We start from the raw sequence: 22,293 nt of genomic DNA, 5'->3' as shown, positions 1-22,293 counted from the left end.
TCCGTCGCCGTAGAGTAAGGTCAAACGCATGCTTGCTGACACCGTGACCTCTGCCCTGCGCGAGGCTATCTCCGATGGCGAGTTCGAGCCTGGCCAACAGCTCAGCGAAATCCGCGCCGCCGAACGCTTCGATTGCTCGCGCAATACCCTGCGCGAAGCTTTCGCCATGCTCGGCGCACAAGGCTTGGTCCACCGCAAGCCCAACCGCGGCGTCTTCCTCGCTGTCCCGGACGCAGAATTCGTGCGCGATCTTTATCTGGCCCGCGCGGCCCTCGAACCCGCTGGCGTGCGGTGGGGCACGTTCGACGACCCCGGCGCACTGGTCACGCTCACGGCCTCGGCGCGCGAGCACCTGGACGAGCCCGGCCACGCAATGGTGTCGAATATCAACCAGCGCTTCCACCGTGCCCTCGTGGCGAGCCTGGGCAGCGTCTCGCTCGACCGCGAGATGTCCAACCTGCTCGCCCGCATGCGTCTGAGCTTCCTGCGCGTCATCCCCCGCTACCCCGATCTCCACGCCTCCCACATCGACGGCAACGTGGAGCTTGCCACGCTCATTGCCGAAGGCAAGCGCGAGGACGCCGCGGAGCTTTCCCGCGCGACGCTGCTGGGCACGCTCGACAAGATCCTCGCCGTACTGGACTAGCTCTCGCCCTCTGTGTCACTGCCAAAATCGCCACATCTGCGCCGATTTTTCGCGCGTTGAGGCAACGAGCCCTGTACTACGGCACCTGGTATTCGAGGTCCCGCGCGTTGGTCACGAGCATCGTGCCGGGCTGGTGCGTAATCGCCAGGCTCGGCTTGGATTCCATGACGATGGCCTGCGGGGTCACGCCGCACGCCCAAAAGACCGGCACGGTGCCCGCTGGGATATCGACGGCCTCGCCGAAGTCTGGCTGCGTGAGGTCCGCAATTCCGATGGCGGCCGGGTCGCCCACGTGCACGGGCGCGCCGTGAACGGACGGGTAGCGCGAGGTAATCCGCACCGCGTCGGCGACCTGGGCGGCCGGGATGGGGCGCATGGACACGACCATGGGTCCGGAGAACACACCCGCCGGGGTCGTGGGGATGGTCGTGCGGTACATGGGCACGTTGCGGCCCTGCTCGATGTGCGCGACGGGCACGCCGTTGTCGAGGAGAGCCGTCTCAAAGGTAAAGGAACAGCCGATAAGGAACGCGACCATGTCCTGGGACCAGTAGGCGGTGGCATCGGAAGGCTCGGCGATGAGCTCGCCGTCACGGAAGACGCGGTAGCCGGGGATATCGGTCCGGATGTCGCCGCCGGGCAGGAGCTCGGAGGAATACTGCCCTGCCTCGAGGACACCCACGATGGGGCACGGCTTGGGGTTACGCTGCGCAAAAAGCAGAAAATCGAAGGCGTATTCCTGGGGCACGGCAAGCAGATTGGCTTGCATGTAGCCGCGCGCCAGGCCCGCTGTCGTGGTGAGCGCCTGGGTGCGCGCTGCGGCGCGAACCTCTTCGGGAATCATCATTATGCCCACAGCGCCGTGATGCCGGAGAAGGCCTTGACGCCGATGAAGATGGTGAGCAGCCAGGCCAGCAAGCCGATGCCCAGCAGCCACGCAGGGTACTTATAACCGCCCAGTAGGTCGCGGCGGCGCCAGGCGACCCACATGACGACGGCAAAGCCGATGGGAAGGATAAGGCCGTTGAAGGCACCGGCGAAGATGAGGAGCTTCTGCGGAGCGGAGTTCATGATGGCGAATGCGACGGTGCACACGACGATGAAGGCGACCGTTAGGAAGTTGCGGGTGCGCGGGGCGACCTGCTGCGTGGTGACGAAGGAGATGGAGGTGTAGGACGCACCGATGACCGAGGACAGGCCCGCGGCGAAGAGGACGACGCCGAAGGCGCGGAGGCCGAACTGGCCGGCGGCCTGGAAGAAGGCGTCCGCAGCCGTGTTCTCCTTGGAGAGGGTCACGCCGGTGGCGACGACGCCGAGGATGGCGAGGAAGAGCAGGACGCGCATGATGCCGGTGATGATGATGCCCCACACGGAGGTCTGCGTGATGTTCTTGATATTCTCCGGTCCGGTGAGTCCGGAGTCGATAAGGCGGTGGGCGCCAGCGAACGTGATGTAGCCGCCCACAGTGCCGCCCACGAGCGTGGTGATGACGAAGAAGTCGATCTCCTCGGGCAGGAACGTATTCTTCAAGGCCTCGCCGACCGGCGGCTGGGAGACGATGGCAACGTAGAGCATGAGCAGGATCATGATGGCGCCGAGCGCGGCGACGAGACGGTCGAGAGCCACGCCCGCGCGCTTGGACAGGAAGATGAACACGGCGATGGCTGCGGCGATGATGCCGCCCCAGCGCGCGTCGATGCCGAGCATGGCGTTGACGCCCAGGCCCGCGCCGGCGATATTGCCGATGTTGAAGACGAGGCCGCCGATGAAGACGAAGATCGCCATGACCCAGCCGAGGCCCGGCAGGACGGTGTTGCCCAGCTCGTTGGCGCGCAGGCCGGAGACGGCGAGGACGCGCCAGACGTTGAGCTGCACCGCGATGTCGACGAGGATCGACAGGAGGATGGCAAACGCGAAGGCCGCGCCCATTTGGACGGTAAAGACCGAGGTCTGGGTGAGGAAGCCCGGGCCGATGGCCGAGGTAGCCATGAGGAACATGGCGCCGGCCATGGCGCCGATGCCCTTGGGCGGATTCTTCTGGACGGGCGTTGCCGTTGTTTCCGTGCTCACGATGGGCTCCTTTGAGTGATGAGGGTCGCAGAGGTGTGTGATGTCGATCATCATAGAGGTTTGTTCAACAATCTGTAAATAGGGTGGGGCGGGCCACTCCCCCGCTGCGTCGAGAACCAGGGTGCGCAACGGGGACGCGGACCTGAATCGCACAGGCGGGCGCGGTGCGATTAACTTAGAGGCATGGCAAAAAAGGACGCGATCGATATCACCACCCTCATGGGCAAGTCCTCGCGCACCTACGCCACGCGCAAGGTCACCCAAGAGATGATCTCCGCGCGCACCCACGTGGCCATCGCGCTGTGGGATATCCCCTGGAAGTCGGCACCGCACGGCAAGCTCTACGGTTGGGTCATCGCGGTCGAGGCGGGCGGCAAGCGCCGCTTCGTGCGCACCGGCAAGACGATGAACGCGGACCCCTACCCCCAGGTCTTCGCCGAGTTCGAGCGCGCGGTCAAAGGCGTTCCCAAGCCCATCTGGGTCGTGGTGGGACGCCGTCAGGCGGCGTTGGGCACGCGCATCCGCCGGGCGGGCTACCTCGTCACCGGCTCGTTCGCGGACGAGAATAAAGCGGGCAACCGGGCACGCGGACTGCGCAAGCAGCACGAGGCCCAGGCCGTGCGCCGCTCGAAGAAGGAAGGCGAGCGCCCTGCCAAGCAGGCGCCGGCGATCGAGGCGCCGCCCACGCATTGGCTCCCCAACCGCTCGCGTTGTGCGGGCCGGGGCCAGCAGGTGCGCATTGCGACTGACGCGTCCTCGGACACGCTATCTAAGGGCGCGATGTGCTTCGTCGCCTCCAATGGCGACTACCAGCTACGCACGCGGATGACGAAGGCAGGCACGGACGAGCTCGAGCTGGAGACCATCACGCTCGCGCTCAAGTACGCGCTGAAGAACGGCTTCGAGCGCGTCATCATCGAGACAGATTCCGTCGCGGCGCTCGAGGCCGTGGACAATATCCTGGCCGGCGGGCGCGGCGCAAAGTCGCGGCGCACGTGGCGCGGCGTCTCCTCGGGCGCACGTTCGCGCTTCCAGCAGGCGTGGCGGGACTTCAACAAGCAAGGCAAGGCGACCATCGGCCGCGTGCTAGGGCATGCGGGCGACCCACTCAACCACGCCGCGGACCGCATCGCGTACCTGGGTCTGCGTGCCTCGAACTTCCCCGAGAAAGAGTCGCGCGCGACCGCATGGAAGGAAATCGACAACATCCTGCGCCAACTGCCGGGCAAGCTGGGGCGCTAGTTAGTTCGTGGGCGACTGGTCGCAGCCGATGTCGAAGGTCTCGTCGCGCGCGGGCTCGTCCGCGTAGGCGACGTCGAGCCTCGAGTAGAGCTTCGCGTTGTAGCCGCACTCCTGGGGCTTGCGCACAGTGACGGTGACGGGCAGCTCTGTGAAGCCAGAGTCCGCACAGTTGGGGTCACAGTCGTTGATAAAGGCCGTGCCTTCCGCGCGGGCGGAGTCGGCACCCCAGTTCGACCACTTGAGGTCACGGACGAGGTAGTTGTTGTCCGCGCAGGCGAGCGAAATCAGTTCGGGGCCCTCGAGTCCGGTCACGGAGACGCAGCCCAGGATAGCCGTGGCCTCGACGCGGGTAGTCACGTCCGGGGCGACGAGGCCATGGACCTCCACGATCTGGCCGGTGGACGGTAGAACACTGAAGCTCACGTGGTCCGCGTCGCGGTAGACGGTGACGAGCGAGTCTTCACCCTCCGTAATGTCCGCGCTGCCCAGGTCGTTGCCGCCGGCCGCCGCGAGGTTGTCATAGACGAACTTCTGCTGTGCGGAGGTCAGCCCTGGGTGCAAAAGAAGCTGGAGCGAGCCGAGCGCGGCGTCGCCATACGTGGCGACGGCGAGGTCGCGCAGGGCGTCGGCGGAGAGGGCATCGGCAAGCTGGGCGAGCGTGATGCGGGGCGAGGGGTCGAAGTCCGCGAGCGCGGCGGAGGTGCCCTCGGTGCGGGTGTCCTGGCGCAGCTGACCGGCTTGGACCTCGTATTCCGTGGTGACGGTGGCCTGGCCGTCGCTGTCCGTGCGCTTCATGTACTCCTGACCGAGGGTCGGGGCATCCGCCTGGCTTGCCGATGCCTCCCCGGCCCGGGCAAGCACCTCCTCCGCCGTCGCCTGGGGCGTGGCGTTATTGCTCAAGCCCGGAATGACGGCGACGCCGAGGGCCAGCACCGCGACGGCCGCAGCAGCGACGAGGAAGGGACGGCGCTTCTTCTGGGCAGGTTGTGTGAGACGTTCCAGGAGGGCGTCGGCGCGCTCCTGCTGTTCGGGGGTGAGTGACTCGTCGGGGACGGGGTTAGCCGCAGCAAGTTGGGCGAGAGGATCGTTCATGACGGTTGTCCTTAGTGGGAGCCGGCGCTGTCAAGGGCGCGGGCGAGGCTGGTGCGCGCGCGGTGAAGACGCACGCGGGCGTTCGTGGGAGTGAGACCTAGGACCTCAGCGAGCTCGGCCGGCGTGAGGCCCTCCCACGCGTGGAGGGTGAGAATCTCACGCTCAGCGGGACTGAGAGTGAGCAGTGCACGGTTGATATCGAGGTTCAGATCGCTGTGGCTCGCAAAATCCTCGGCCAGGGGATCCGCCTCCGGCTGCTCGAGATCCACGAGCCGCGGACGGCGCTCCTGCGCGCGATAGTGTTCGCGCAAGACGTTGCGGGCGACGCCGTAGAGCCACGGGAGGACGTCGCCTTCAATCTGGTCGAAGTTGCCCCAGGCGCGCTCGAAGACGTCAGCGGTGAATTCCTCGACGTGCTCTGCGGGCGCGCGGCGCGCAAAGAACGCGCGCACGGCAGGGTAATGCGCCCGGAAAGCCTCGCTAAAGGCTTTCCGGCGCGCGGCGGGGAAATAGGTGACGGACACTGACTGCTTTCTTGGGGTGTACCTATGGTGGTGGCGCGGCGTGAGCTGTCGGCCGCCTGTGCGGTTTAGCTGCGAGCTGTCTGGGCCGTGCCGTTGCCGGCGTCGGCGAAGCGCGCGGTGGTCGTCGCTCCGTTCTCGCAGGTAACAGTGTACGTGTGGTAGCCGTCAGCCGGACCGGGGCCAATCTGCTCCGGCGCGGTAATCTCGCCCATGAGGTAGCCAGCATCTGCCGCCGGCCGCAGGACGGCGTGGGCACCGAAGCTCGTGGTGAGGTCCGCGCGTGTGCTGTTGTCGGGGCACGTCGCGGTGAACGTCATCTCCATGCCAGGCTTGAGGATGTCCTCCGTGCCAGCAGTCATGGCGGGGGCATCGCTCGCGCCCGTGGCAATCGCTACCCCACCCGCGGTAAGGACGGCGACGGTGGCGGTGGTGATGGCGATGATTCCCTTTTTCATGAGAGGACTCCTTCTTCTCGTGATGGCGCTTCGTACTGGCATCCTTTCCTGCCGGAAGCCTTTCACCCTCCTTGTGGTTGTTTGGGTGCACAGCGTTACAACGAGCCCTGCATTTCTCTGGCTATTCGTTGAATTTGCCCGCCACAATGAGCGCAACCAGCGGAAATACCTCAGCGCGGCACCTACCAGTACCGCACCAGTTCCGGGCGACTCGTCTTCGCAGCGACAAGTAACCATGGTGATTCTGGCCCCCGTTTTCGCCCTCAAGGACGGCGTGATCCACCCCGTGGGCATGATGGAAGGCCGCTACGAGGGGACACTGAATCTGGCCGTCATGCCGCTCGATCAGATCATGCCGGCGCTGCGTCTCGATTCGGTGCCTTTAATTCCCCAGACATAGGACAGCCCCCAAGAAAGGCACCGCCGCTCAGCTTTCGACGTTCGATAGAGGTTGCGCTCCCCATCGACGGAACCGAGCGGCGGCATGTCCTGGCGGGCCCCAATACACCGCCAAGTAAATGGAATGAACCCTTGCACGAAGGTTCATCAAATGGTGGGGTGAGTTAAAATATGCACCATTTTGACGTAATACGAAAGGACTTCGCGGCGCCGTTATAAAAAAGTTACTTAAACAATCGGCGCGAACAGGGCTTTTAGGTGCATGTTCAATAGGTTGACAGAAATGGGGGCGGAATGCGGGGGTGAAAACGTGCGCCCCACAGTCTCACCCCGTGGAATTGATATGCACTCAGAGGAATTTTATACCGGCTGCGCTCCGCGCTCCCGCGCGGGCACCGATGCCTGCACGCGTCGCCCATCGAGACGACGAACAAGGAAGGCATAGATAGCGCCGTTATGTTGTGCATGACGGCCGCGCATGCCCCTGGCAAGGCCGCCTCGGGCGCAAAGAACTGTGCGGCCATACCGGAGTGTTCAAGGCATGCTCCTAGGAAGGTGTCAACACATAACAGGACCATGCATGGGTGGCAGTGGTATGACGACTACACTGGGCGTAGCGTGCAACACCGATTAGTGCAAAATGTAACTTCGCACAATTTACGCCCTCGACAGGGAGTGCACTATTTTCCGAAAGAGGATCCGCCCGGCCGAATGCGGGGTCGCGACAATTTCCCGCGCATAGTTAACCAAGCGCTGATCAAAGGGTGTGGGAGCTGAAATGACCCGGGCCGGAACACCCAAATGCCAGGCCCACAACCGCGTCCTCAGAACATGAAAATTGTTAGTTACAACGATGAGACGGCCAGCCCCACCGGCAAGTCGCCACGCATTTTCAAGATTCTCATTCGTCGATGTCGCCTCGTTATCTTCGATCACCCCATCAAACCCGTGCTCCTCGAGGTAGCGACGCATGGCGGGCGCCTCGCCCTTACCGCTGACGATGAAAGTCTGCCCAGGTACCGCTGCAGCCATCGCCGCGCGCAAACGCTCCTCGAGCAATATTCCTGGACGCCCGCGCTTGACGCGCGAGCCGAGAACAACGATAGGATCCACGGGGATAAGCATAATCGTTGCGCCACCAGGCAAAGAATGGACACATGCCAGTGAGTCCGGCGGTGTGTACGGCGCATGCGCGCGAAGAAAGCGCTACTCACCCATTAACTTGGCGCGGAGGTTCGCGTCTTTCTGCTCGACCTCGGCAGCCATATTCGCCTGGTAGTCGACCATCTTTTGCAGAAGCTCCGCGTTGCCAGCGGACAGGATACGCACGGCGAGCAAGCCGGCATTCTTGGCGCCGCCGATGGAGACGGTCGCGACGGGTACGCCTCCGGGCATCTGGACGATGGAGAGAAGGGAATCAAGTCCGTCCAAGTCCTTAAGCGCACGCGGAATACCGATGACAGGCAGCGGCGTGGCGGCCGCGACCATGCCCGGCAAGTGGGCTGCACCACCGGCGCACGCGATGATCGCCTTAAGGCCGCGCGTGTGAGCGGATTTGGCGTAGGACAGCATCTTCTCCGGGGTACGGTGCGCGGAGACCACGCCTATCTCGAAGGGGATGCCGAAGTCCGCGAGGACCTGGGCGGCGGGTTCGACGGTGGGCCAATCGGAATCGGAGCCCATAATGAGGCCGACCTGTGCATTCATATTCTTCTCCTCGAAAGTAGTGGGGGTTAAGCCTGGTCGGCCCATTCGGCGTGGACCAGAAAGTACGCGGCGAGCTTGGCGTCGCGGCGGGTGGCGGCGACGGTGGCGGCATCGGCGGCATTGCCGGTGAGATTGACGTGGCCAATCTTGCGGCCCGGACGGTGGCCCTTGCCGTAGAGGTGGATCTTGGCGTTAGGGAAACGGCGAGCGACCTCGACGACACGGTCAGCCATGGGCATAGCCGGATCCTCGTCGGCGCCCAGCACGTTAGCCATGACGGTAATGGGCGCGGAGGCAGACGGATCGCCCAGCGGGAGGTCGAGGACGGCGCGCAGGTGCTGCTCAAACTGGCTGGTAATGGAGCCTGCCTGGGTCCAGTGGCCGGTGTTGTGGGGGCGCATGGCCAGCTCGTTGACGGCGATATCCTCTGCGCCCTCGTCGTTGGTGTAGGCGAAGAGCTCGACAGCGAGCACGCCCGTCACGCCGAGCTCGGTGGCGATCTGCACGCCAAGATCCGTGGCACGCTGTGCGAGCTCGGGAGCGAGATCCGGAGCGGGCGCGATGGCTTCGGCGCAGACGCCGTTTTCCTGCACGGACATGGTGATCGGCCAGACCTTGACCTCACCAGAGGGATTGCGAGCGACGAGGATAGACAGCTCGCGGGTAAGCGCCACCTTCTTCTCCGCCATGAGCGGGGTGCCAGCCTCGAGCAACTCAGCGACGAGGGACTCGAGCTCAGTCAGGTCCTTGGGGAACCACACGCCGTGACCGTCATAGCCGCCGCGGCAGGCCTTGAGACAGACGTTACCGTCGACCTCGTTCCAGAAGTTCTGGGCATCCTCCGCCGAAGAGATGTCGGCGAAGGGCGGCACTGGTGCGCCGAGCTCGCGCATGCGGCGGCGTTGCACCAGCTTGTCCTGGGCGTTAATGAGGGCGCTCGGGGCGGGCTGGACGCTGTAGCCGGCGTCGAGCATGGCCGCGAGGGCATCGGAAGGCACGTGCTCGTGGTCGAAGGTGACGGCGTCCGAGCCCTCGGCGACGGCGAGACAGTTCGCGGTGGAGTGATAGTCCCCCACCGTCACGGCAGGAATGACCTGCGCCGCCGAGGAGTCTGGGGCACCGGCGAGGAGTTGGATTTTGATCCCTAATTCAACGGCCGCCGGTTGCATCATGCGCGCGAGCTGGCCGTCTCCGATAACACTTACTGTCTTAATCACGCCCTACATCCTACTAGCCGCCCTCGCGGCCTTTATGGCTAGCGCCACAGCGGCGAGCTGTACTGCTCCAGTTCGGAGGCTACGGCGCGCTCGATACGCTTCGTGCGCGGCAGATCCGGGAAATAAAGTGCCCGATCGTAGCCGCGAATAGCAAGCGAAATCCCGCCGCGGCGGCGGCGCACGCCCACGACATCGGAAAGCGGAATGGAGTCAATCTTCTTGCCTGTCCGCGCGATAATGCGCGTCGTCGTAAGGATGAACCGACGGCGGCGTGCGCGATAGACCGGCAGGACAAAGCGCCACAGCACGAGGATGCCCCAGAGCACCACCACGGCGTTGCGCACCGTTGCTTCAAAGCCATGTGCGTCCAGGTAGCCAATGCCGATCCAGGCGAGACCCGTGATGAGGATGAGCTCGAGGACAGGGAAGATGAGCGAGCGATACGGCGCCGTCACGTCGACGACGGGATACTCGCCCGGGCGCATCTTCATAAGATTCATGACTCCTCATCCTAGACGTCCCTCGCCCCAACAGCCGCACCCTGCAACGCTCACAGGAAGCATTCAACGAACGTCCTAGAAAACTCTGCGGTAATTCCACAGGCAGGTGGAAGGAAACAAAAGTGTTCTCACATCTCAGCGCCGCAGAGTAAAGAGCGACACCGAGTTAGAAAGGTCTGCTTCCAATGAGCACCGATATCGCAATCATGATGGGCGTCGACATCATCGCCATCGTCCTCCTCGTCTTTGCCGTTTACCTGCCCCGCCACCAGCGCGCCGATCTGGTTGTCGCTTTCATCGGCGTCAACATCGGAGTGTTGGGCGTCTCCCTCATGCTCGCCGACATGGAAGTCTCCGCCGGCGTGGGCCTGGGTCTCTTCGGCGTCCTGTCCATCATCCGACTGCGCTCCTCCGAGATTTCCCAAACCGAGATCGCGTATTTCTTTGCCGCGCTCGCCACAGGGCTTATCGCCGGCTTGTCGGATGAGGTCAACCCCATCGCCATCGGCGCCATCATCCTCATCGTCCTCGCCCTCGTCATCGTCGATTCCCAGCTGCTCTTCGGCGGCTACTTCGTCCAGGAGATGACCCTCGACCGCGCGATCACCGACCAGGATGAGCTCAAGGATGAGCTGGAAGACATGCTCGATGCCCAAATCCTCGGCGTGACCACCCACCGCGTCGACATCGTCAACGACACGACCTGGGTCCAGGTCCGCGGCCGCCGCAGCCCGCTCGAGCGTCGCAAGGACTCCACGGCGAAGCACGCCGAAGCCGCACACTCGGAGTTGGCTCATGTTCAGTAGATTCGACTCCATAACCCTCGACGAAATGAACGCCGAGGCCCGCATGATGACCCGCGTCGACCGCAAGTACCTCATCCACTCCGACGAGCTGCACGCATTCCTCGACGAGGTCCCCGCCGATACCCGCGTGCTGGAGATCAATGGCAAGCGCCAGCAGCGCTACGCCACCACCTACTTCGACACCCCGGACCTGCTCTCCTACCGCATGACTGCGCAGAAGCGCCGCCGCCGGTTTAAGGTTCGCCAGCACACCTACGTCGACTCCAACCTGGGCTTCTGCGAAGTCAAAACGCGCGGCCCGCGCGGAGTCACGGTCAAGCACCGCGTGCCCATCGCGCCCGCGTACGCCCACAGCGGCAGGCTCGCCCCCGAGGCGCTGGATTTCCTTGATGCGGAGCTCAACCCCCAGCTCGTGGGCCAGCTCAGCCCCAGCGTCCACAACACCTATCTGCGCGCAACGCTTCGGCCCAGCGGTGTCGGCCGCGCCACCATCGACACGGCACTGACGTGGCGCTCAGAGCGCTCCAACCAGCGCCTAGAGAACTGCGACGTCGTCTTCATTGAAACAAAGTCCAGCGCCCGCCCCTCCCCGCTCGACAAAATCCTGTGGGGCCTTGGCCACCGCCCTACCCGCGTCTCCAAGTTCGGCACGGGCATGGCCACCATGCACCCGGCACTGCCCTCGAATAAATGGAACCGCGTCATCAACAACTACTTTAAGGACACCCTGTCATGAAGAAGCCCCTCCTCGCCTCCATCGCGACCGCAACCGCAGCGATTATGCTCGCCGCGTGCTCCCCGCAGGCCGCCGAGAACACTCCCACCGCCAAGTCCGTCTCCTACGACACCGCCCGCCCACCGTCAGCTTCCGAGGCAGCCGATGAGAACTCCGATCACACGGTGACCAAGGACGACGAGTGATCCATAGATGACGTTCAGGACCTCACCGGCTCCGATATCACCGAGGCCGGCGTCTACCGGATTACCGGCGACGCAGGCGATATCACCGTCAACGCCGCGGAGGACGCGCAGGTCGTGCTCGTGCTTTCGGATGCCGCCGTGGGTACCGTCACCGTCAACGGCACCGACACCGCAGTGACTGCGGGCGAAGCCGCTGAGGGTGGCATGGGCGGTGGCCCCGCTGGCGGCATAGGTCGGCGACCCGATAACAGCACCGCCTCGAGCAATGGCCTGTCATCGCAGGCTTAACGTCCCCTCACGAATTCATCCCCGCACCGCTCCATCGTGAGTGTGGCGGGGATGCTGCGTTGCTGCGTTTCAGGGGTGCTACCCCACCGACACATCGACGGGGTAGGCACGCAGCTTGCCCAGCGGCAGGCTGGTGTCGCTGGGCCACCACGACTGCGTGGGGTCGTAAGTGAGGTTCACGTGTTGATCCTTATATCCAGACCATTCGCCGTGGTCGTCTAAGCTCACCATCTCTTGGTTAGGGCGTGTCCTTAACGCTCCTCGGTAACCGGTCGACCTGCCCGTCAACGACTGCGGGCTATCGAGAACCAACACCCAGAGCGTCAAGTCCGGGGACTCACCATTCGGCGTCGGCTGCCCCTTCATGACTTCCCGCGCCGTCATCTGCTTAATGGTGCCGCTGAGCACGTTCTCACCTTGGGGCTGGCTTTCCTGCGCAGTAGCAGTATTCGCTGCTGTCTGGGCCGGGCCTGCCGATGCCGTCCCAAGACCCGCGTTGCTCAGTACCGAACGGTCCGATACGTCGACGAAATTCACGGCCGTGACCCCCAACTCGCTCGGATTCTGGATCTCGACCTTCTCAGCAGTTTTCACAAGATGGGAATCCTGCATGCCGAACTTAGTCGCATAGGATTCCGGACGCAGCGAGTGCCATTCGATTTGATACATCCCACCGTTGCCTACCGAGAGGCCATAGCGTCCACCGCCCGCGCCGGCAGCACCCCTGATGAGGACGTCTTCGGAGACCACCGGATTCGCCGGATTGGCCGCACCGTTGATGGCAACGACGGGGCTGACGTCGTAGTTGCAATCGCACAGGAGCAGCTCCGGCGTGTTGTCCCCGTGATGTCAGCGAGCGCATACTGGTAGCTTCCGCTCGCTCGTGAAGTCCGCAGGCTGTAGTCGTAGTTGAAATTCACCGAGCGTGGATTATCAAGGATGCGCCCGTACGCCTCTGCGAGAGAATCGTCACCGGACGGCGCGGGCTGCGCGTCCTGTGCCACGCCCTCGCTGGGGTCGGCGGCGGACGCCGAAGGAGCGCCCTCGCCAGGCTGTTCCGACGGCCGCACCGTGATGGTGCTCGTGCGCGGCTCGGAGGAACCGCCCTCGCTGCACGCCCCGACGGTGAAAGCTACGGCTATCAGCGCTGCAGCCGACAGCATGCGCGAGGAACGACGGAAGGATAAAAGAGAACGTCGAGCCACGTCGAGGCACCTTTCCGCGCAGTGCGCGCAAATGAGGGGATAGGAAGAGAAAGACTCTCTTATCCTATCCCCTCGTAGAAGACGCAGACTCGAAATTAGTCGGTCGGGCGCAGGTGAATGACGTCACCGGCCGAGTAGTATTCGCCGCCGACGTTGATACGGCCGTCCTCCGCAACACCTTCCACGATGCCGGTGACATCCCCGGTCGGGGCTTCGAGGCGCACATTGAGTCCAATCGACGAGCAGACCTTGCGGTAGTCATCCATGAGCTGCGGATCCTGGTTCTCCCACTGCTCGATACGGTGGCGCAGCGCCTTGAGGATTGCGATGGCCACCCCGGTGCGGTCATCCTCGCGGCCCGCGAGCACAAGCGAGGTAGCCGTGGGAACCGGCAGTTCCTCTTCCGCGATGGAGACGTTAATGCCCATGCCGAGCACGACGCGTGCGGACGGCGCCTTGCCGCCCTGCGTCTTCGGCGCCACCTCAGCCTTATTGATTTCGGCCTTATTGACCTCAGCCTTGTTGATTTCGGCTTTATTTACCTCAGTCTTGTTGATCTCTGCCTTATTGACTTCAGTCTTCGGCGCGACCTCGACCTTGGACACCTCGAGCTTGGAGGCTTCCGTCTTCGGGGCGATTTCGGCCTTATTAATTTCTGCCTTATTGACTTCGGCCTTATTAATTTCTGCTTTGTTCATTTCGCCGGACTTGAATGTGCCCGACTTGAAGGCCTTGCCCACGGGACCGGCTTCGGCGAGGATGCCGCAGAGCTTCTTGCCGTCGAGTAACACGTCGTTGGGCCACTTGAGGACCGTGCCGGGGATCGCGTCGGTGACGGCCAAACCCGCGGCGAGAGGCAAGGTGCCCAGATGATCGAGGGACTCAGGAAGCAGGAGAACAGAGAAGGTCACCTGCGAGCCCTTCGGCGCGGTCCACACGCGGCCCAGGCGGCCTTTGCCGGCGGTCTGCAGATCAGTGAGGCGAACAGTGCCATCAGTGACGTCGGTGGCCTGCATCAGATCGGTATTCGTCGAACCGGTTTCCTCGACGTAGTCGATAACGGCATAGTCTTCAGCGAGTGCGGTGCGAATACGCTCCAAGTCATAAGTGCTCATGGCTCTTCACGTTACCCGCGTCGGTCCATGCGGACAGAACGAGCCACCGGCGAATCGCTGGGGCGAATCTCTGGTCGCATGCGCTGGTCACGACGGCCTTCCTTCGAGTGTCGACCCGCCGCCCTACGCAGCCAGTTCAGGCGCTCCCCACTCTCGCGCAGGAGGGGTATGCGCGTTACCCCCATTGAGCGTGAAAAACCACAAAAAGCGGCCACGAGCGCTGTGGGTATTTTACCTTTGAGACAACTGTTGTTTCTGAAAGGTGAAAACTCCATGAAGAAGACTATCCTCGCGACCACTGCGGCACTCGCTCTGGTGCTCACGGGCTGCTCGAACTCGTCCGATGACAGCTCCCAAGCAGCACAAGAGGGCACGGGCGAAGGCGGCCGCGGCCCCATCACCTTCGCGATGGGCAAGAACGATACTGACAAGATTCAACCCATCATCGAAGCGTGGAACAAGGAGCACCCGGACGAGAAGGTCACCCTCGCCGAGCTTGCTGGTGAGGCCGACGCACAGCGCGAGACCCTCGTTCAGTCCTTGCAGGCTGGCAACTCCGATTATGACGTCATGGCACTCGACGTCGTGTGGACTGCAGACTTTGCCGCTAACCAGTGGCTGGCACCGCTCACCGGCGACCTCGAGGTCGACACCGCAGACCTGCTGCCGGCCACCGTCGAATCCGCGACGTACAACGACATGCTCTACGCACTGCCGCAGAACACCAACGGCCAGCTGCTCTTCCGCAACGCGGAGCTCGCCCCGACCGAGGTCAACAAGTTCGATGACTTCAAGTCTGCGTGTGAGGCGCTCAAGGAAGGCACCAACTGCCTGACCACGCAGCTCAAGCAGTACGAGGGCCTCACCGTCAATACCGCCGGCTTCATGGAAGGCTGGGGCGGCAGCGTCCTCAAGGACGACGGCTCCGTCAACGTGGACTCCACCGAGTCCAAGGAGGGTCTCCAGGCCATGGTCGACGCCTACAAGGATGGCGTCATCTCCAAGGACTCCACCGCCGCCACGGAGGAAGAGACCAACCTCGCATTCACCGAGGGTAAGACCGCCTTCGCCATCAACTGGCCGTACATGTACACCAACGCCGTCGACGCTGGCGTCAAGGTTGAGGTCTCCCCGCTCGTGGGCAAGGACGGCGTGGGCGTGTCCACGTTGGGTGGCTACAACAACGGCATCAACATCAACTCCGAGCACAAGCAGACTGCACTGGACTTCATGAAGTTCATCGTCAACGAGGACAACCAGAAGTCCTTCGCTGAGGCTTCCTTCCCGCCGGTCCTCTCGTCCATCTACGACGATGCGGAACTGATCAAGCAGTTCCCGTACCTGCCGGCACTCAAGGAGTCCTTGGAGAACGCCGCACCGCGTCCGGTCTCCCCGTTCTACACCGCCATCTCTAAGGCCGTGCAGGATAACGCCTACGCAGCCCTGACCTCCGGTACCTCCGTCGACGACGCCACCGCCGACATGAAGGCTGCCATCGAGCAGGCACAGCAGGGCTAATTCACCGTCCTCACAGACGCCTCGCCGCCCCCGTCGTGGGGCGGCCTTCGCGTTTTCTCAAACGCTTTCCTCGTCCCTACGGTCCGCAATTCGCTGAAGTCACACTTTCACGCGATAGGATGTCCGTCACAAGGATGCCGCATCGCCCCGGCGTACGGAGCGCGTCATCATCACTCAAGCTAGAAAGGCCCACCGCTGTGGCAATTTCCACGCCCCAAGCCTTAAAACGCAAGACCTACGGCCAGGCCGCCGGGCTCATTGCGCCGGCGCTCATCGTGCTGGCTATCGTCATCGGCTACCCCATCGTGCGCGCCATCATGCTCTCCTTCCAGGGCAACCGGCGCCTCGACCCCTCCACCGGCGTCTTCGTCGAAGGACAGTTTGCAGGTCTCGAGAACTACCTCTACTGGGTCAACAACCGATGCATGTCCGGCACGGGAGTGGTGAGCGCCTGCCCGCCGGGGGTTATCGCCACGGACTTCTGGCCTGCCGTGCGCATCACGATCTTCTTCGCCGTCGTCACGGTGCTGCTCGAGACCATCCTCGGCATGATCATGGCACTCATCATGAACGGCGAGTACAAGGGCCGCGGCCTTGTACGTGCGGCCGTGCTCGTGCCGTGGGCCATTCCTACGGCCGTGACGGCGAAGCTGTGGCAGTTCATGTTCGCCCCGCAGGGCATCGTCAACTCCCTGCTGGGCACGCACGTCGCGTGGACGACGGACCCGTTCTATGCGCGTTTGGCCGTCATCATCGCGGACGTGTGGAAGACTGCGCCGTTTATGGCGCTGCTCATCCTCGCCGGCCTGCAGATGATCCCCAGGGACGTCTACGAGGCGGCCCGCGTCGACGGCGCCACCGCGTGGCAGCGCTTCACCAAGATCACACTACCGCTGGTGAAACCGGCCCTCATGGTCGCCATCCTCTTCCGCACCCTCGACGCACTGCGCATGTACGACCTGCCCGTCATCATGATTTCCAGCTCCTCGAACTCGCCCACCGCAACGGTGTCGCAGCTCGTGGTCGAGGATATGCGCCAGGGCAACTTCAATTCGGCCTCGGCACTGTCCACGCTCATCTTCCTGCTCATCTTCGCCGTCGCCTTCATCCTCATCCGCTTCCTCGGCGCTGACGTGGGCGGCACGGCGGAGAAGCGTGCGCAACGCCGCCAAGAAAAAGCGGCGAAGAAAGCTCAGGACAACCAGGAGGTAGCAGCATGACCGGCAACAAACTGTGGAGCACCGTCGGCCACTACGCCGGCATCCTCTTCATCATGTTCTGGGGTCTTGCGCCCTTCTACTGGATGGTCGTCACGGCCTTGCGCGACAGCGCCCACACGTTCGATACAACTCCGTGGCCCACGCACGTCACGCTCGACAACTTCAAGGACGCGCTCGCCACGGACAAGGGCAACGACTTCCTCGGCGCCATCGGCAACTCCCTGCTTATTTCGCTCGCGACGACCGCCGTCGCCGTCGCCGTGGGCGTGTTTACTGCGTACGCGCTCGCGCGTCTCGACTTCCCCGGAAAGGGCTTTGTCACAGGCATCATCCTCGCGGCCTCCATGTTCCCAGGCATCGCGCTTGTCACGCCGCTCTTCCAGCTGTTCGGCGATCTCACGTGGATCGGCACCTACCAGGCGATGATCATCCCGAACATCTCCTTTGCCTTGCCGCTCACGGTCTACACGCTGCTCAGCTTCTTCCGGCAGCTGCCGTGGGAGCTCGAGGAGGCCGCCCGCGTCGACGGCGCGACAAAGGGCCAGGCCTTCCGCCTCGTCCTTTTGCCGCTCGCCGCACCGGCACTCTTTACCACCGCGATTATCGCGTTTATCACGACGTGGAACGAGTTCATGCTCGCCAAGCAACTGTCCTCCACCGCCACCGAGCCGGTGACGGTCGCCATCGCGCGCTTCAGCGGCCCCTCTGCTTTCGAGTACCCTTACGCGGCGACGATGGCCGCGGGCGCCCTCGTGACGGTGCCACTCATTATTATGGTGTTAGTTTTCCAGCACCGTATCGTGGCGGGGCTTACCGCCGGAGGAGTGAAAGCCTAGATGAGAACGAGTCACACAGCGCTTGCCGTCGGCACCTTCGTCGCCGCTGCGCTCGCCGTGACTGCGTGCAGCAGCGGCGAGGAATCCGCGGAGACGTCGGCGCCCGCCTCCCCCGCGCCGAGCGTGCACAGCAGCGCCGCGTCCCCAACGAGTATGGCCTTACCTACCGATGCCCCCGCTGCGGCATCAGTCCCCGCCGAGGCCTCGGCCCCGGCTGACGGTGGGAATGAGGGGGCATCGGAAAGCCCAGCCCCCGCGGCACCGCTGACGAATCCGCAGGGCGCAGAGCCCACCGCCGAGGGCGCCCCGACCCCGCACATCCTCAGCCCCGCAGAGCTAAGGGGCAAGGACATCGAGCTGGCCTCCGGGGAATACCTCGTCATTACGGGCGCAGAGGGGCTCGACGCGACGGTCGCTGATCCTGCCGTTGCCGTCTTCAGTCCGGCCTACGAGCAGGACGGCGCCCAATTCAACGCCGGCGTCGGCGGGCTCACTGCAGGCACCACCGAGGTACAGCTCTCTGACGGCACGACATTTAGCGTGACGGTGCGCTAATGCGCCGCGCGCTTCTGTGGGACTCGGCCTTGGGCTTCGTCGGCTTCTTCGCTGCCCTGGCCCTCCTGCAGGCCATCCTCAATCTCTTCCAACCCTCCCCCGCTCTGTGGCCCGGCCTCTTAGCCGGAGTCCTCGTGGCGCTCGAGTGGGCACTGTGGCGGGCCAAGCGAAAGGATCTTCAATGAGCTGGTTCCACAACGCCATTTTCTACCAAGCCCTCCTCCACGCCTTCAATGACTCGAATGGCGACGGCATGGGCGACCTGCGCGGAGTGACGGACAAGCTCGACTACCTGGAATGGCTGGGCGTGGATTGCCTCTGGCTGCCGCCCATGTTCGACTCGCCCATGCGCGACGATGGTTACGACATCGCGGACTACCGCTCCATTAACCCGCGCTACGGCACGATGTCCGATTTCGAGGAGCTCCTGGAGCAGGCGCACGCGCGCGGCATCCGCGTCATCACGGACTTGGCACTCAACCACACCTCTGACCAGCATTACTGGTTCCAGGAGTCCCGCCGCGATCCCGCCGGCCCCTACGGGGACTACTACGTGTGGGGCGACGACCCCACGCGCTACCCCGAGATCCGCATTATCTTCACCGACTACGAAATCTCTAACTGGGCGTGGGACGAGGAGCGCGGGCAGTACTACTTCCACCGCTTCTACACGCACCAGCCGGATCTCAATTACGACTGCCCGGCGGTGCAGACCGAAATCTTCGATATCGTGCGATTTTGGATGGACAAGGGACTCGATGGTTTCCGCCTCGACGCCATCCCCTATCTCTTCGAGCGCGACGGCCAAGGCGGCGAATCCCTGCCCGAGACTTTCGCATTCCTCGAGCGGCTGCGCGCGATGGTCAATGCGGAGTACCCGGAAGCGATGATGATCGCCGAGGCCAACCAGCCGCCGCGCGAAACCATGGAGTACTTCGGCAGCGGCAACCGCGTCCACATGGTCTTCAATTTCCCGGTGATGCCCAAGATCTTCGAGGCCGTCGCCACGGGCAGCGCCGAGCCCCTCTACGACATCCTCGACGAACTACCGCCCCTGCCGGCTGACTGCCAGTGGGGCACGTTCCTGCGCAATCACGACGAGCTCACCCTCGAGATGGCGAGCCCCGCGGCGCGCACCCGGATGTACGACGCCTATGCCAAGGACCCGCGCGCCAAGGCGAACGTGGGCATCGCACGCCGTCTCGCCCCGCTCATGGAAGGCGATCGCCGCAAGATCGAGCTCCTCTTCTCCCTGCTTATGACACTGCCGGGCGCGCCCTTTATCTACTACGGGGACGAGATTGGCATGGGAGATGACGTCTCCCTTCCGGATCGCTATGCCGTCCGCACGCCCATGCAGTGGGAACCAGGCCCCGGCGCCGGCTTTTCTACCGGCGAGACCCGGTGGCCCATCGTTGGCGGCGAGGGTACTTCCGTCGCGGAGCAGCAGCTTGACGATGCCTCCTTGCTCATGACCGTCCGAGGGCTCATCGCCCAGCGCAAGGCGCACCCCGAACTCGGCACGGCGCCCTATGAAGCGGTCGAGACTGGCGTCGAAGGCGTGTTCGGCTTCCAGCGCGGCGATCTGCTCTGTCTCCACAACTTCACCGACGCGGACGTCGACTTGGGCCCGGTGGAATTGGGCCCATATGGCTACGCGTGGGTGCCGATCGAAGAAATTGGGGACGGAGCCGTATAGGCGCCCAGCCGTCACATCCTCGTCCTCGATTGGCGCGCCCCTCATCCGTCGGCTATTCTTCGCGACTGCTCGCGCGCCATGCCGGCATGAATATGTGATGCCATGTCTGCGCGTTTTCGGGGACTATCACCGTGGCTCACGGTCACGTAGAACGCCTCGAACGGCCGTTTTCGGGCTTGTGAGCGGTGAAAAACGAGTCTACTTTATCACCAAGACGAAACTATGTGACGCTCCCCTCAGGCTTAAATGAACTAGAGGTTAACTCCAGTTGTGCTGCGATTTAACACCTGTTCCCCTAGGGTCAAATGAGCACACATTAGAACTAATACTGCAGGTCAAACCAATTTTTAACTGCAGACAGGCCAGCGGTCTAAGCTTCAAACTGTACATACTCGTCGCGCATTTCCTGCGCTTCGCACCTGCATCGAACCGGGAAGCCGCAACAGAGCCATCCCGTCGTACAAGAAAGAAATCTCCGCCGTGACAGCGACCCTGCTTATTCTCGCCATCGTGGTCATCACCGCGTTGGCTTTTGACTTCACCAACGGTTTCCACGATACGGCCAACGCTATGGCAACCTCGATTGCCACCGGCGCCCTCAAGCCGTTCACGGCAGTTGCCATCTCCGCCGCCCTCAACCTCGTGGGCGCATTCCTGTCCGTCAATGTCGCGGCAACCGTCGCCAAGGGCATCGTCAACCTTGACTCCTACAACCTCTCGAGCGCCACGGACGGCGAGAACCTTCTCATCGTCGTCTTCACCGGCCTCATCGGCGGCATCTTCTGGAACCTGTTCACCTGGCTCCTCGGCCTGCCGTCCTCCTCCTCCCACGCTCTGTTCGGCGGCCTCATCGGCGCGGCCTTCGCCGCCATGGGCACCGGCGGCGTCGCATGGTCGTCCATCATGGGCAAGATCATCGTGCCGGCCCTCGCCTCGCCGGTGATCGCAGCCCTCGTGTCCGCCACCGCAACGGCCCTCGTCTACTGGGTCACCAACACCATCCCGGACAAGACGAAGAACGAGCACTTCCGTCACGGCCAGATTGTCACCGCATGCCTAGTCTCCCTCGCACACGGTGCCGGCGACGCGCAGAAGACCATGGGCGTTATCTTCCTCGCCCTCGTCGCTGCTGGCGAAGCCGTCTCCGACCAGCGCATCCCGACCTGGGTCATCGTTGCCTGTGCCGTCACCATCGCGGCCGGCACCCTCTCCGGCGGCTGGCGCGTTATCCGCACCCTGGGCAAGGGCCTCGTTGAGATTGAGTCCCCGCAGGGCATGGCCGCCGAGGCCACCTCCGCCGCCATCATCCTCACCTCCGCCGCTGGCGGTATGGCGCTGTCCACGACGCACGTGTCCACCGGTTCCATCATGGGTACCGGCATCGGCAAGAAGGGCGCCGAGGTCCGCTGGGGCGTGGCCATGCGCATGGTATCCGCCTGGCTGATTACCATCCCGTGCGCCGCCGCCGTCGGCTTCGCTTCTTGGTGGGTCGCAACGGGCGTCTCCGCGGCTACGACCACCACCGTGGGCGTCATCGTCGACTTCATCATCCTCATCGCCATGGCGGTCATCATGGTCATCCGCGCCCGCATGAACCCGGTCGACGCATCCAACGTCAACGACGAGTGGGACGCGGACGCCGAGTCCGTCGACTCCTCCCTGGAGCCCAAGACCCCCGCGGCCGTCGCCAACGAAGGCGCTGTCGCTACCGCAGCCGCAGCCTCCACCATCAACGACCCGGCTTCCCCCGCTCCGCAGGCCAAGAACCTGTAAGCACTGTTAAGAAGGTAACTCGCTCATGACTGCCGCATCTATCGCCATCGCCATCTTCCGCGTCGCCGGGCTCGCGCTCATCTTCGGCGCCGGCATTCCCCTCCTCTTCGCCCTGGGCATGCGCTGCATGACCGGCGACCCTATCCGCAACGACCAGGGTGTCATCGTCGGCGACACCGAGGCCTCCACGCAGATGAAGGTACTCGGCTGGACCGTCTACGCGTTCCTCGCCGCCGTCATCGTCGTGGCCATCCTGTGGATCTCCAAGGGCACACTGGAGCACTACTTCGGCTGGGAGCTCTTCGGAAACCTCGGAGGCTCTCACTAGCCCCTTCAACGACACGCCGCGTGCATATTTATGTGCATGCGGCGTGTCGCCGTTTTTCACCACCTCACCCGCACATTCCCCACTAGGTGAACAGCAGGTAAACATAGCCTTAACAAGAACTTTGCCCAAACATAGGTCAACATGTATAGTGGGTACTTACCAACGAAGTGTCGTCCG

The 22,293-nt window shown here is 63.5% G+C and carries 26 protein-coding genes; 15 read left to right on the top strand and 11 right to left on the bottom strand.

Going from position 1 to position 22,293, the window contains the following annotated elements; all coding sequences use genetic code 11:
* Positions 1-28 precede the first annotated feature (28 nt).
* Positions 29-646, top strand: coding sequence for a GntR family transcriptional regulator (locus HMPREF3227_RS05450; RefSeq protein ID WP_066485258.1), 618 nt, complete (start codon positions 29-31; stop codon positions 644-646).
* Between the two features lie 76 nt (positions 647-722).
* Here HMPREF3227_RS05450 and HMPREF3227_RS05445 read toward each other — a convergent pair whose 3' ends face one another.
* Positions 723-1,493, bottom strand: a complete 771-nt coding sequence (locus HMPREF3227_RS05445) for a putative hydro-lyase (protein ID WP_066485252.1) — start codon at positions 1,491-1,493, stop codon at positions 723-725.
* Positions 1,493-2,656 carry an NRAMP family divalent metal transporter gene (locus HMPREF3227_RS05440; RefSeq protein WP_197429500.1) on the bottom strand — a complete coding sequence of 388 codons (1,164 nt, stop codon included), beginning with the start codon at positions 2,654-2,656 and terminating at the stop codon, positions 1,493-1,495. Before HMPREF3227_RS05440 ends, HMPREF3227_RS05445 begins: the two co-directional genes overlap by 1 nt.
* 243 nt (positions 2,657-2,899) lie before the next feature.
* Here HMPREF3227_RS05440 and HMPREF3227_RS05435 point away from each other — a divergent pair, with 243 nt between their 5' ends.
* Positions 2,900-3,958 (top strand): ribonuclease HI, encoded by a 1,059-nt coding sequence (locus HMPREF3227_RS05435; RefSeq protein WP_066485246.1) that lies wholly within the window; start codon positions 2,900-2,902, stop codon positions 3,956-3,958.
* On the opposite strand, the gene HMPREF3227_RS05430 is transcribed toward HMPREF3227_RS05435, so the two are convergent.
* The 3 genes from HMPREF3227_RS05430 to HMPREF3227_RS05420 form a co-directional block, all read right to left on the bottom strand.
* Complete coding sequence (locus HMPREF3227_RS05430; RefSeq protein ID WP_066510943.1) at positions 3,959-5,050, bottom strand: hypothetical protein; 1,092 nt, start codon at positions 5,048-5,050, stop codon at positions 3,959-3,961. It lies immediately after the preceding gene.
* An 11-nt stretch (positions 5,051-5,061) separates the two neighbouring features.
* Complete coding sequence (locus HMPREF3227_RS05425) at positions 5,062-5,574, bottom strand: RNA polymerase sigma factor (RefSeq protein ID WP_066510939.1); 513 nt, start codon at positions 5,572-5,574, stop codon at positions 5,062-5,064.
* A gap of 65 nt (positions 5,575-5,639) precedes the next feature.
* Complete coding sequence (locus HMPREF3227_RS05420) at positions 5,640-6,029, bottom strand: hypothetical protein (protein WP_066510933.1); 390 nt, start codon at positions 6,027-6,029, stop codon at positions 5,640-5,642.
* 19 nt (positions 6,030-6,048) lie between these two features.
* Here HMPREF3227_RS05420 and HMPREF3227_RS05415 point away from each other — a divergent pair, with 19 nt between their 5' ends.
* Positions 6,049-6,429, top strand: a complete 381-nt coding sequence (locus HMPREF3227_RS05415; RefSeq protein WP_156452973.1) for a hypothetical protein — start codon at positions 6,049-6,051, stop codon at positions 6,427-6,429.
* A gap of 656 nt (positions 6,430-7,085) precedes the next feature.
* On the opposite strand, the gene HMPREF3227_RS05410 is transcribed toward HMPREF3227_RS05415, so the two are convergent.
* The 4 genes from HMPREF3227_RS05410 to HMPREF3227_RS05395 all read right to left on the bottom strand — a co-directional run bounded on the left by HMPREF3227_RS05410 (position 7,086) and on the right by HMPREF3227_RS05395 (position 9,852).
* Positions 7,086-7,541, bottom strand: a complete 456-nt coding sequence (locus HMPREF3227_RS05410; RefSeq protein ID WP_231724979.1) for a YdcF family protein — start codon at positions 7,539-7,541, stop codon at positions 7,086-7,088.
* 93 nt (positions 7,542-7,634) lie between these two features.
* Positions 7,635-8,135 carry a 5-(carboxyamino)imidazole ribonucleotide mutase gene (gene purE / locus HMPREF3227_RS05405; RefSeq protein WP_066510917.1) on the bottom strand — a complete coding sequence of 167 codons (501 nt, stop codon included), beginning with the start codon at positions 8,133-8,135 and terminating at the stop codon, positions 7,635-7,637.
* Positions 8,136-8,161: 26 nt separating this feature from the next.
* Positions 8,162-9,349 carry a 5-(carboxyamino)imidazole ribonucleotide synthase gene (locus HMPREF3227_RS05400; protein WP_156452974.1) on the bottom strand — a complete coding sequence of 396 codons (1,188 nt, stop codon included), beginning with the start codon at positions 9,347-9,349 and terminating at the stop codon, positions 8,162-8,164.
* 41 nt (positions 9,350-9,390) lie between these two features.
* Positions 9,391-9,852, bottom strand: coding sequence for a hypothetical protein (locus tag HMPREF3227_RS05395; protein ID WP_066485202.1), 462 nt, complete (start codon positions 9,850-9,852; stop codon positions 9,391-9,393).
* 185 nt (positions 9,853-10,037) lie between these two features.
* Between HMPREF3227_RS05395 and HMPREF3227_RS05390 the strand changes: the two genes are divergently transcribed.
* The 4 genes from HMPREF3227_RS05390 (at position 10,038) to HMPREF3227_RS13270 (ending at position 11,867) form a co-directional block, all read left to right on the top strand.
* A complete protein-coding gene (locus HMPREF3227_RS05390) occupies positions 10,038-10,658 on the top strand; it encodes a DUF4956 domain-containing protein (RefSeq protein WP_082750272.1) in 621 nt (206 codons plus the stop codon).
* Entirely contained in the window at positions 10,648-11,394 is a 747-nt protein-coding gene (locus tag HMPREF3227_RS05385) for a polyphosphate polymerase domain-containing protein (protein WP_066510907.1), read from the top strand. Before HMPREF3227_RS05390 ends, HMPREF3227_RS05385 begins: the two co-directional genes overlap by 11 nt.
* Positions 11,391-11,579: a hypothetical protein gene (locus HMPREF3227_RS05380; protein ID WP_066485190.1), complete on the top strand. Its 189-nt coding sequence runs from the start codon at positions 11,391-11,393 to the stop codon at positions 11,577-11,579. Before HMPREF3227_RS05385 ends, HMPREF3227_RS05380 begins: the two co-directional genes overlap by 4 nt.
* Before the next feature lie 114 nt (positions 11,580-11,693).
* Complete coding sequence (locus HMPREF3227_RS13270) at positions 11,694-11,867, top strand: hypothetical protein (RefSeq protein ID WP_156435889.1); 174 nt, start codon at positions 11,694-11,696, stop codon at positions 11,865-11,867.
* A gap of 78 nt (positions 11,868-11,945) precedes the next feature.
* On the opposite strand, the gene HMPREF3227_RS05375 is transcribed toward HMPREF3227_RS13270, so the two are convergent.
* Positions 11,946-12,536, bottom strand: coding sequence for a hypothetical protein (locus HMPREF3227_RS05375; protein ID WP_066510905.1), 591 nt, complete (start codon positions 12,534-12,536; stop codon positions 11,946-11,948).
* A gap of 631 nt (positions 12,537-13,167) precedes the next feature.
* Entirely contained in the window at positions 13,168-14,187 is a 1,020-nt protein-coding gene (locus HMPREF3227_RS05370; protein ID WP_066485182.1) for a biotin--[acetyl-CoA-carboxylase] ligase, read from the bottom strand.
* Positions 14,188-14,460: 273 nt separating this feature from the next.
* Between HMPREF3227_RS05370 and HMPREF3227_RS05365 the strand changes: the two genes are divergently transcribed.
* The 8 genes from HMPREF3227_RS05365 to HMPREF3227_RS05330 all read left to right on the top strand — a co-directional run bounded on the left by HMPREF3227_RS05365 (position 14,461) and on the right by HMPREF3227_RS05330 (position 22,116).
* Positions 14,461-15,705 carry an ABC transporter substrate-binding protein gene (locus tag HMPREF3227_RS05365; protein WP_066485177.1) on the top strand — a complete coding sequence of 415 codons (1,245 nt, stop codon included), beginning with the start codon at positions 14,461-14,463 and terminating at the stop codon, positions 15,703-15,705.
* Positions 15,706-15,902: 197 nt separating this feature from the next.
* A complete protein-coding gene (locus tag HMPREF3227_RS05360; protein ID WP_066485166.1) occupies positions 15,903-16,925 on the top strand; it encodes a carbohydrate ABC transporter permease in 1,023 nt (340 codons plus the stop codon).
* A complete protein-coding gene (locus HMPREF3227_RS05355; RefSeq protein ID WP_066485159.1) occupies positions 16,922-17,761 on the top strand; it encodes a carbohydrate ABC transporter permease in 840 nt (279 codons plus the stop codon). Before HMPREF3227_RS05360 ends, HMPREF3227_RS05355 begins: the two co-directional genes overlap by 4 nt.
* On the top strand, positions 17,762-18,316 hold the full coding sequence (locus HMPREF3227_RS05350; RefSeq protein ID WP_066510903.1) for a hypothetical protein: 555 nt from the start codon (positions 17,762-17,764) through the stop codon (positions 18,314-18,316). It begins immediately after the preceding gene.
* A complete protein-coding gene (locus tag HMPREF3227_RS05345; RefSeq protein ID WP_066485149.1) occupies positions 18,316-18,501 on the top strand; it encodes a hypothetical protein in 186 nt (61 codons plus the stop codon). The genes HMPREF3227_RS05350 and HMPREF3227_RS05345 overlap by 1 nt, the downstream gene beginning before the upstream one ends.
* The gene (treS, locus tag HMPREF3227_RS05340; RefSeq protein ID WP_066510901.1) at positions 18,498-20,015 is read left to right on the top strand and encodes a maltose alpha-D-glucosyltransferase; all 1,518 of its coding nucleotides are present in this window, start codon (positions 18,498-18,500) and stop codon (positions 20,013-20,015) included. Before HMPREF3227_RS05345 ends, treS begins: the two co-directional genes overlap by 4 nt.
* A gap of 480 nt (positions 20,016-20,495) precedes the next feature.
* A complete protein-coding gene (locus HMPREF3227_RS05335; protein WP_066485141.1) occupies positions 20,496-21,788 on the top strand; it encodes an inorganic phosphate transporter in 1,293 nt (430 codons plus the stop codon).
* 25 nt (positions 21,789-21,813) lie between these two features.
* On the top strand, positions 21,814-22,116 hold the full coding sequence (locus HMPREF3227_RS05330) for a hypothetical protein (RefSeq protein ID WP_066485134.1): 303 nt from the start codon (positions 21,814-21,816) through the stop codon (positions 22,114-22,116).
* The last annotated feature ends 177 nt before the right edge of the window (positions 22,117-22,293 follow it).

This window comes from Corynebacterium sp. CMW7794 (genome assembly GCF_001563605.1).
Lineage (GTDB): Bacteria > Actinomycetota > Actinomycetes > Mycobacteriales > Mycobacteriaceae > Corynebacterium > Corynebacterium phoceense.
The sequence above is the reverse complement of the archived record's forward strand: the minus strand, read 5'-3'. Positions and strand labels throughout refer to the sequence as shown.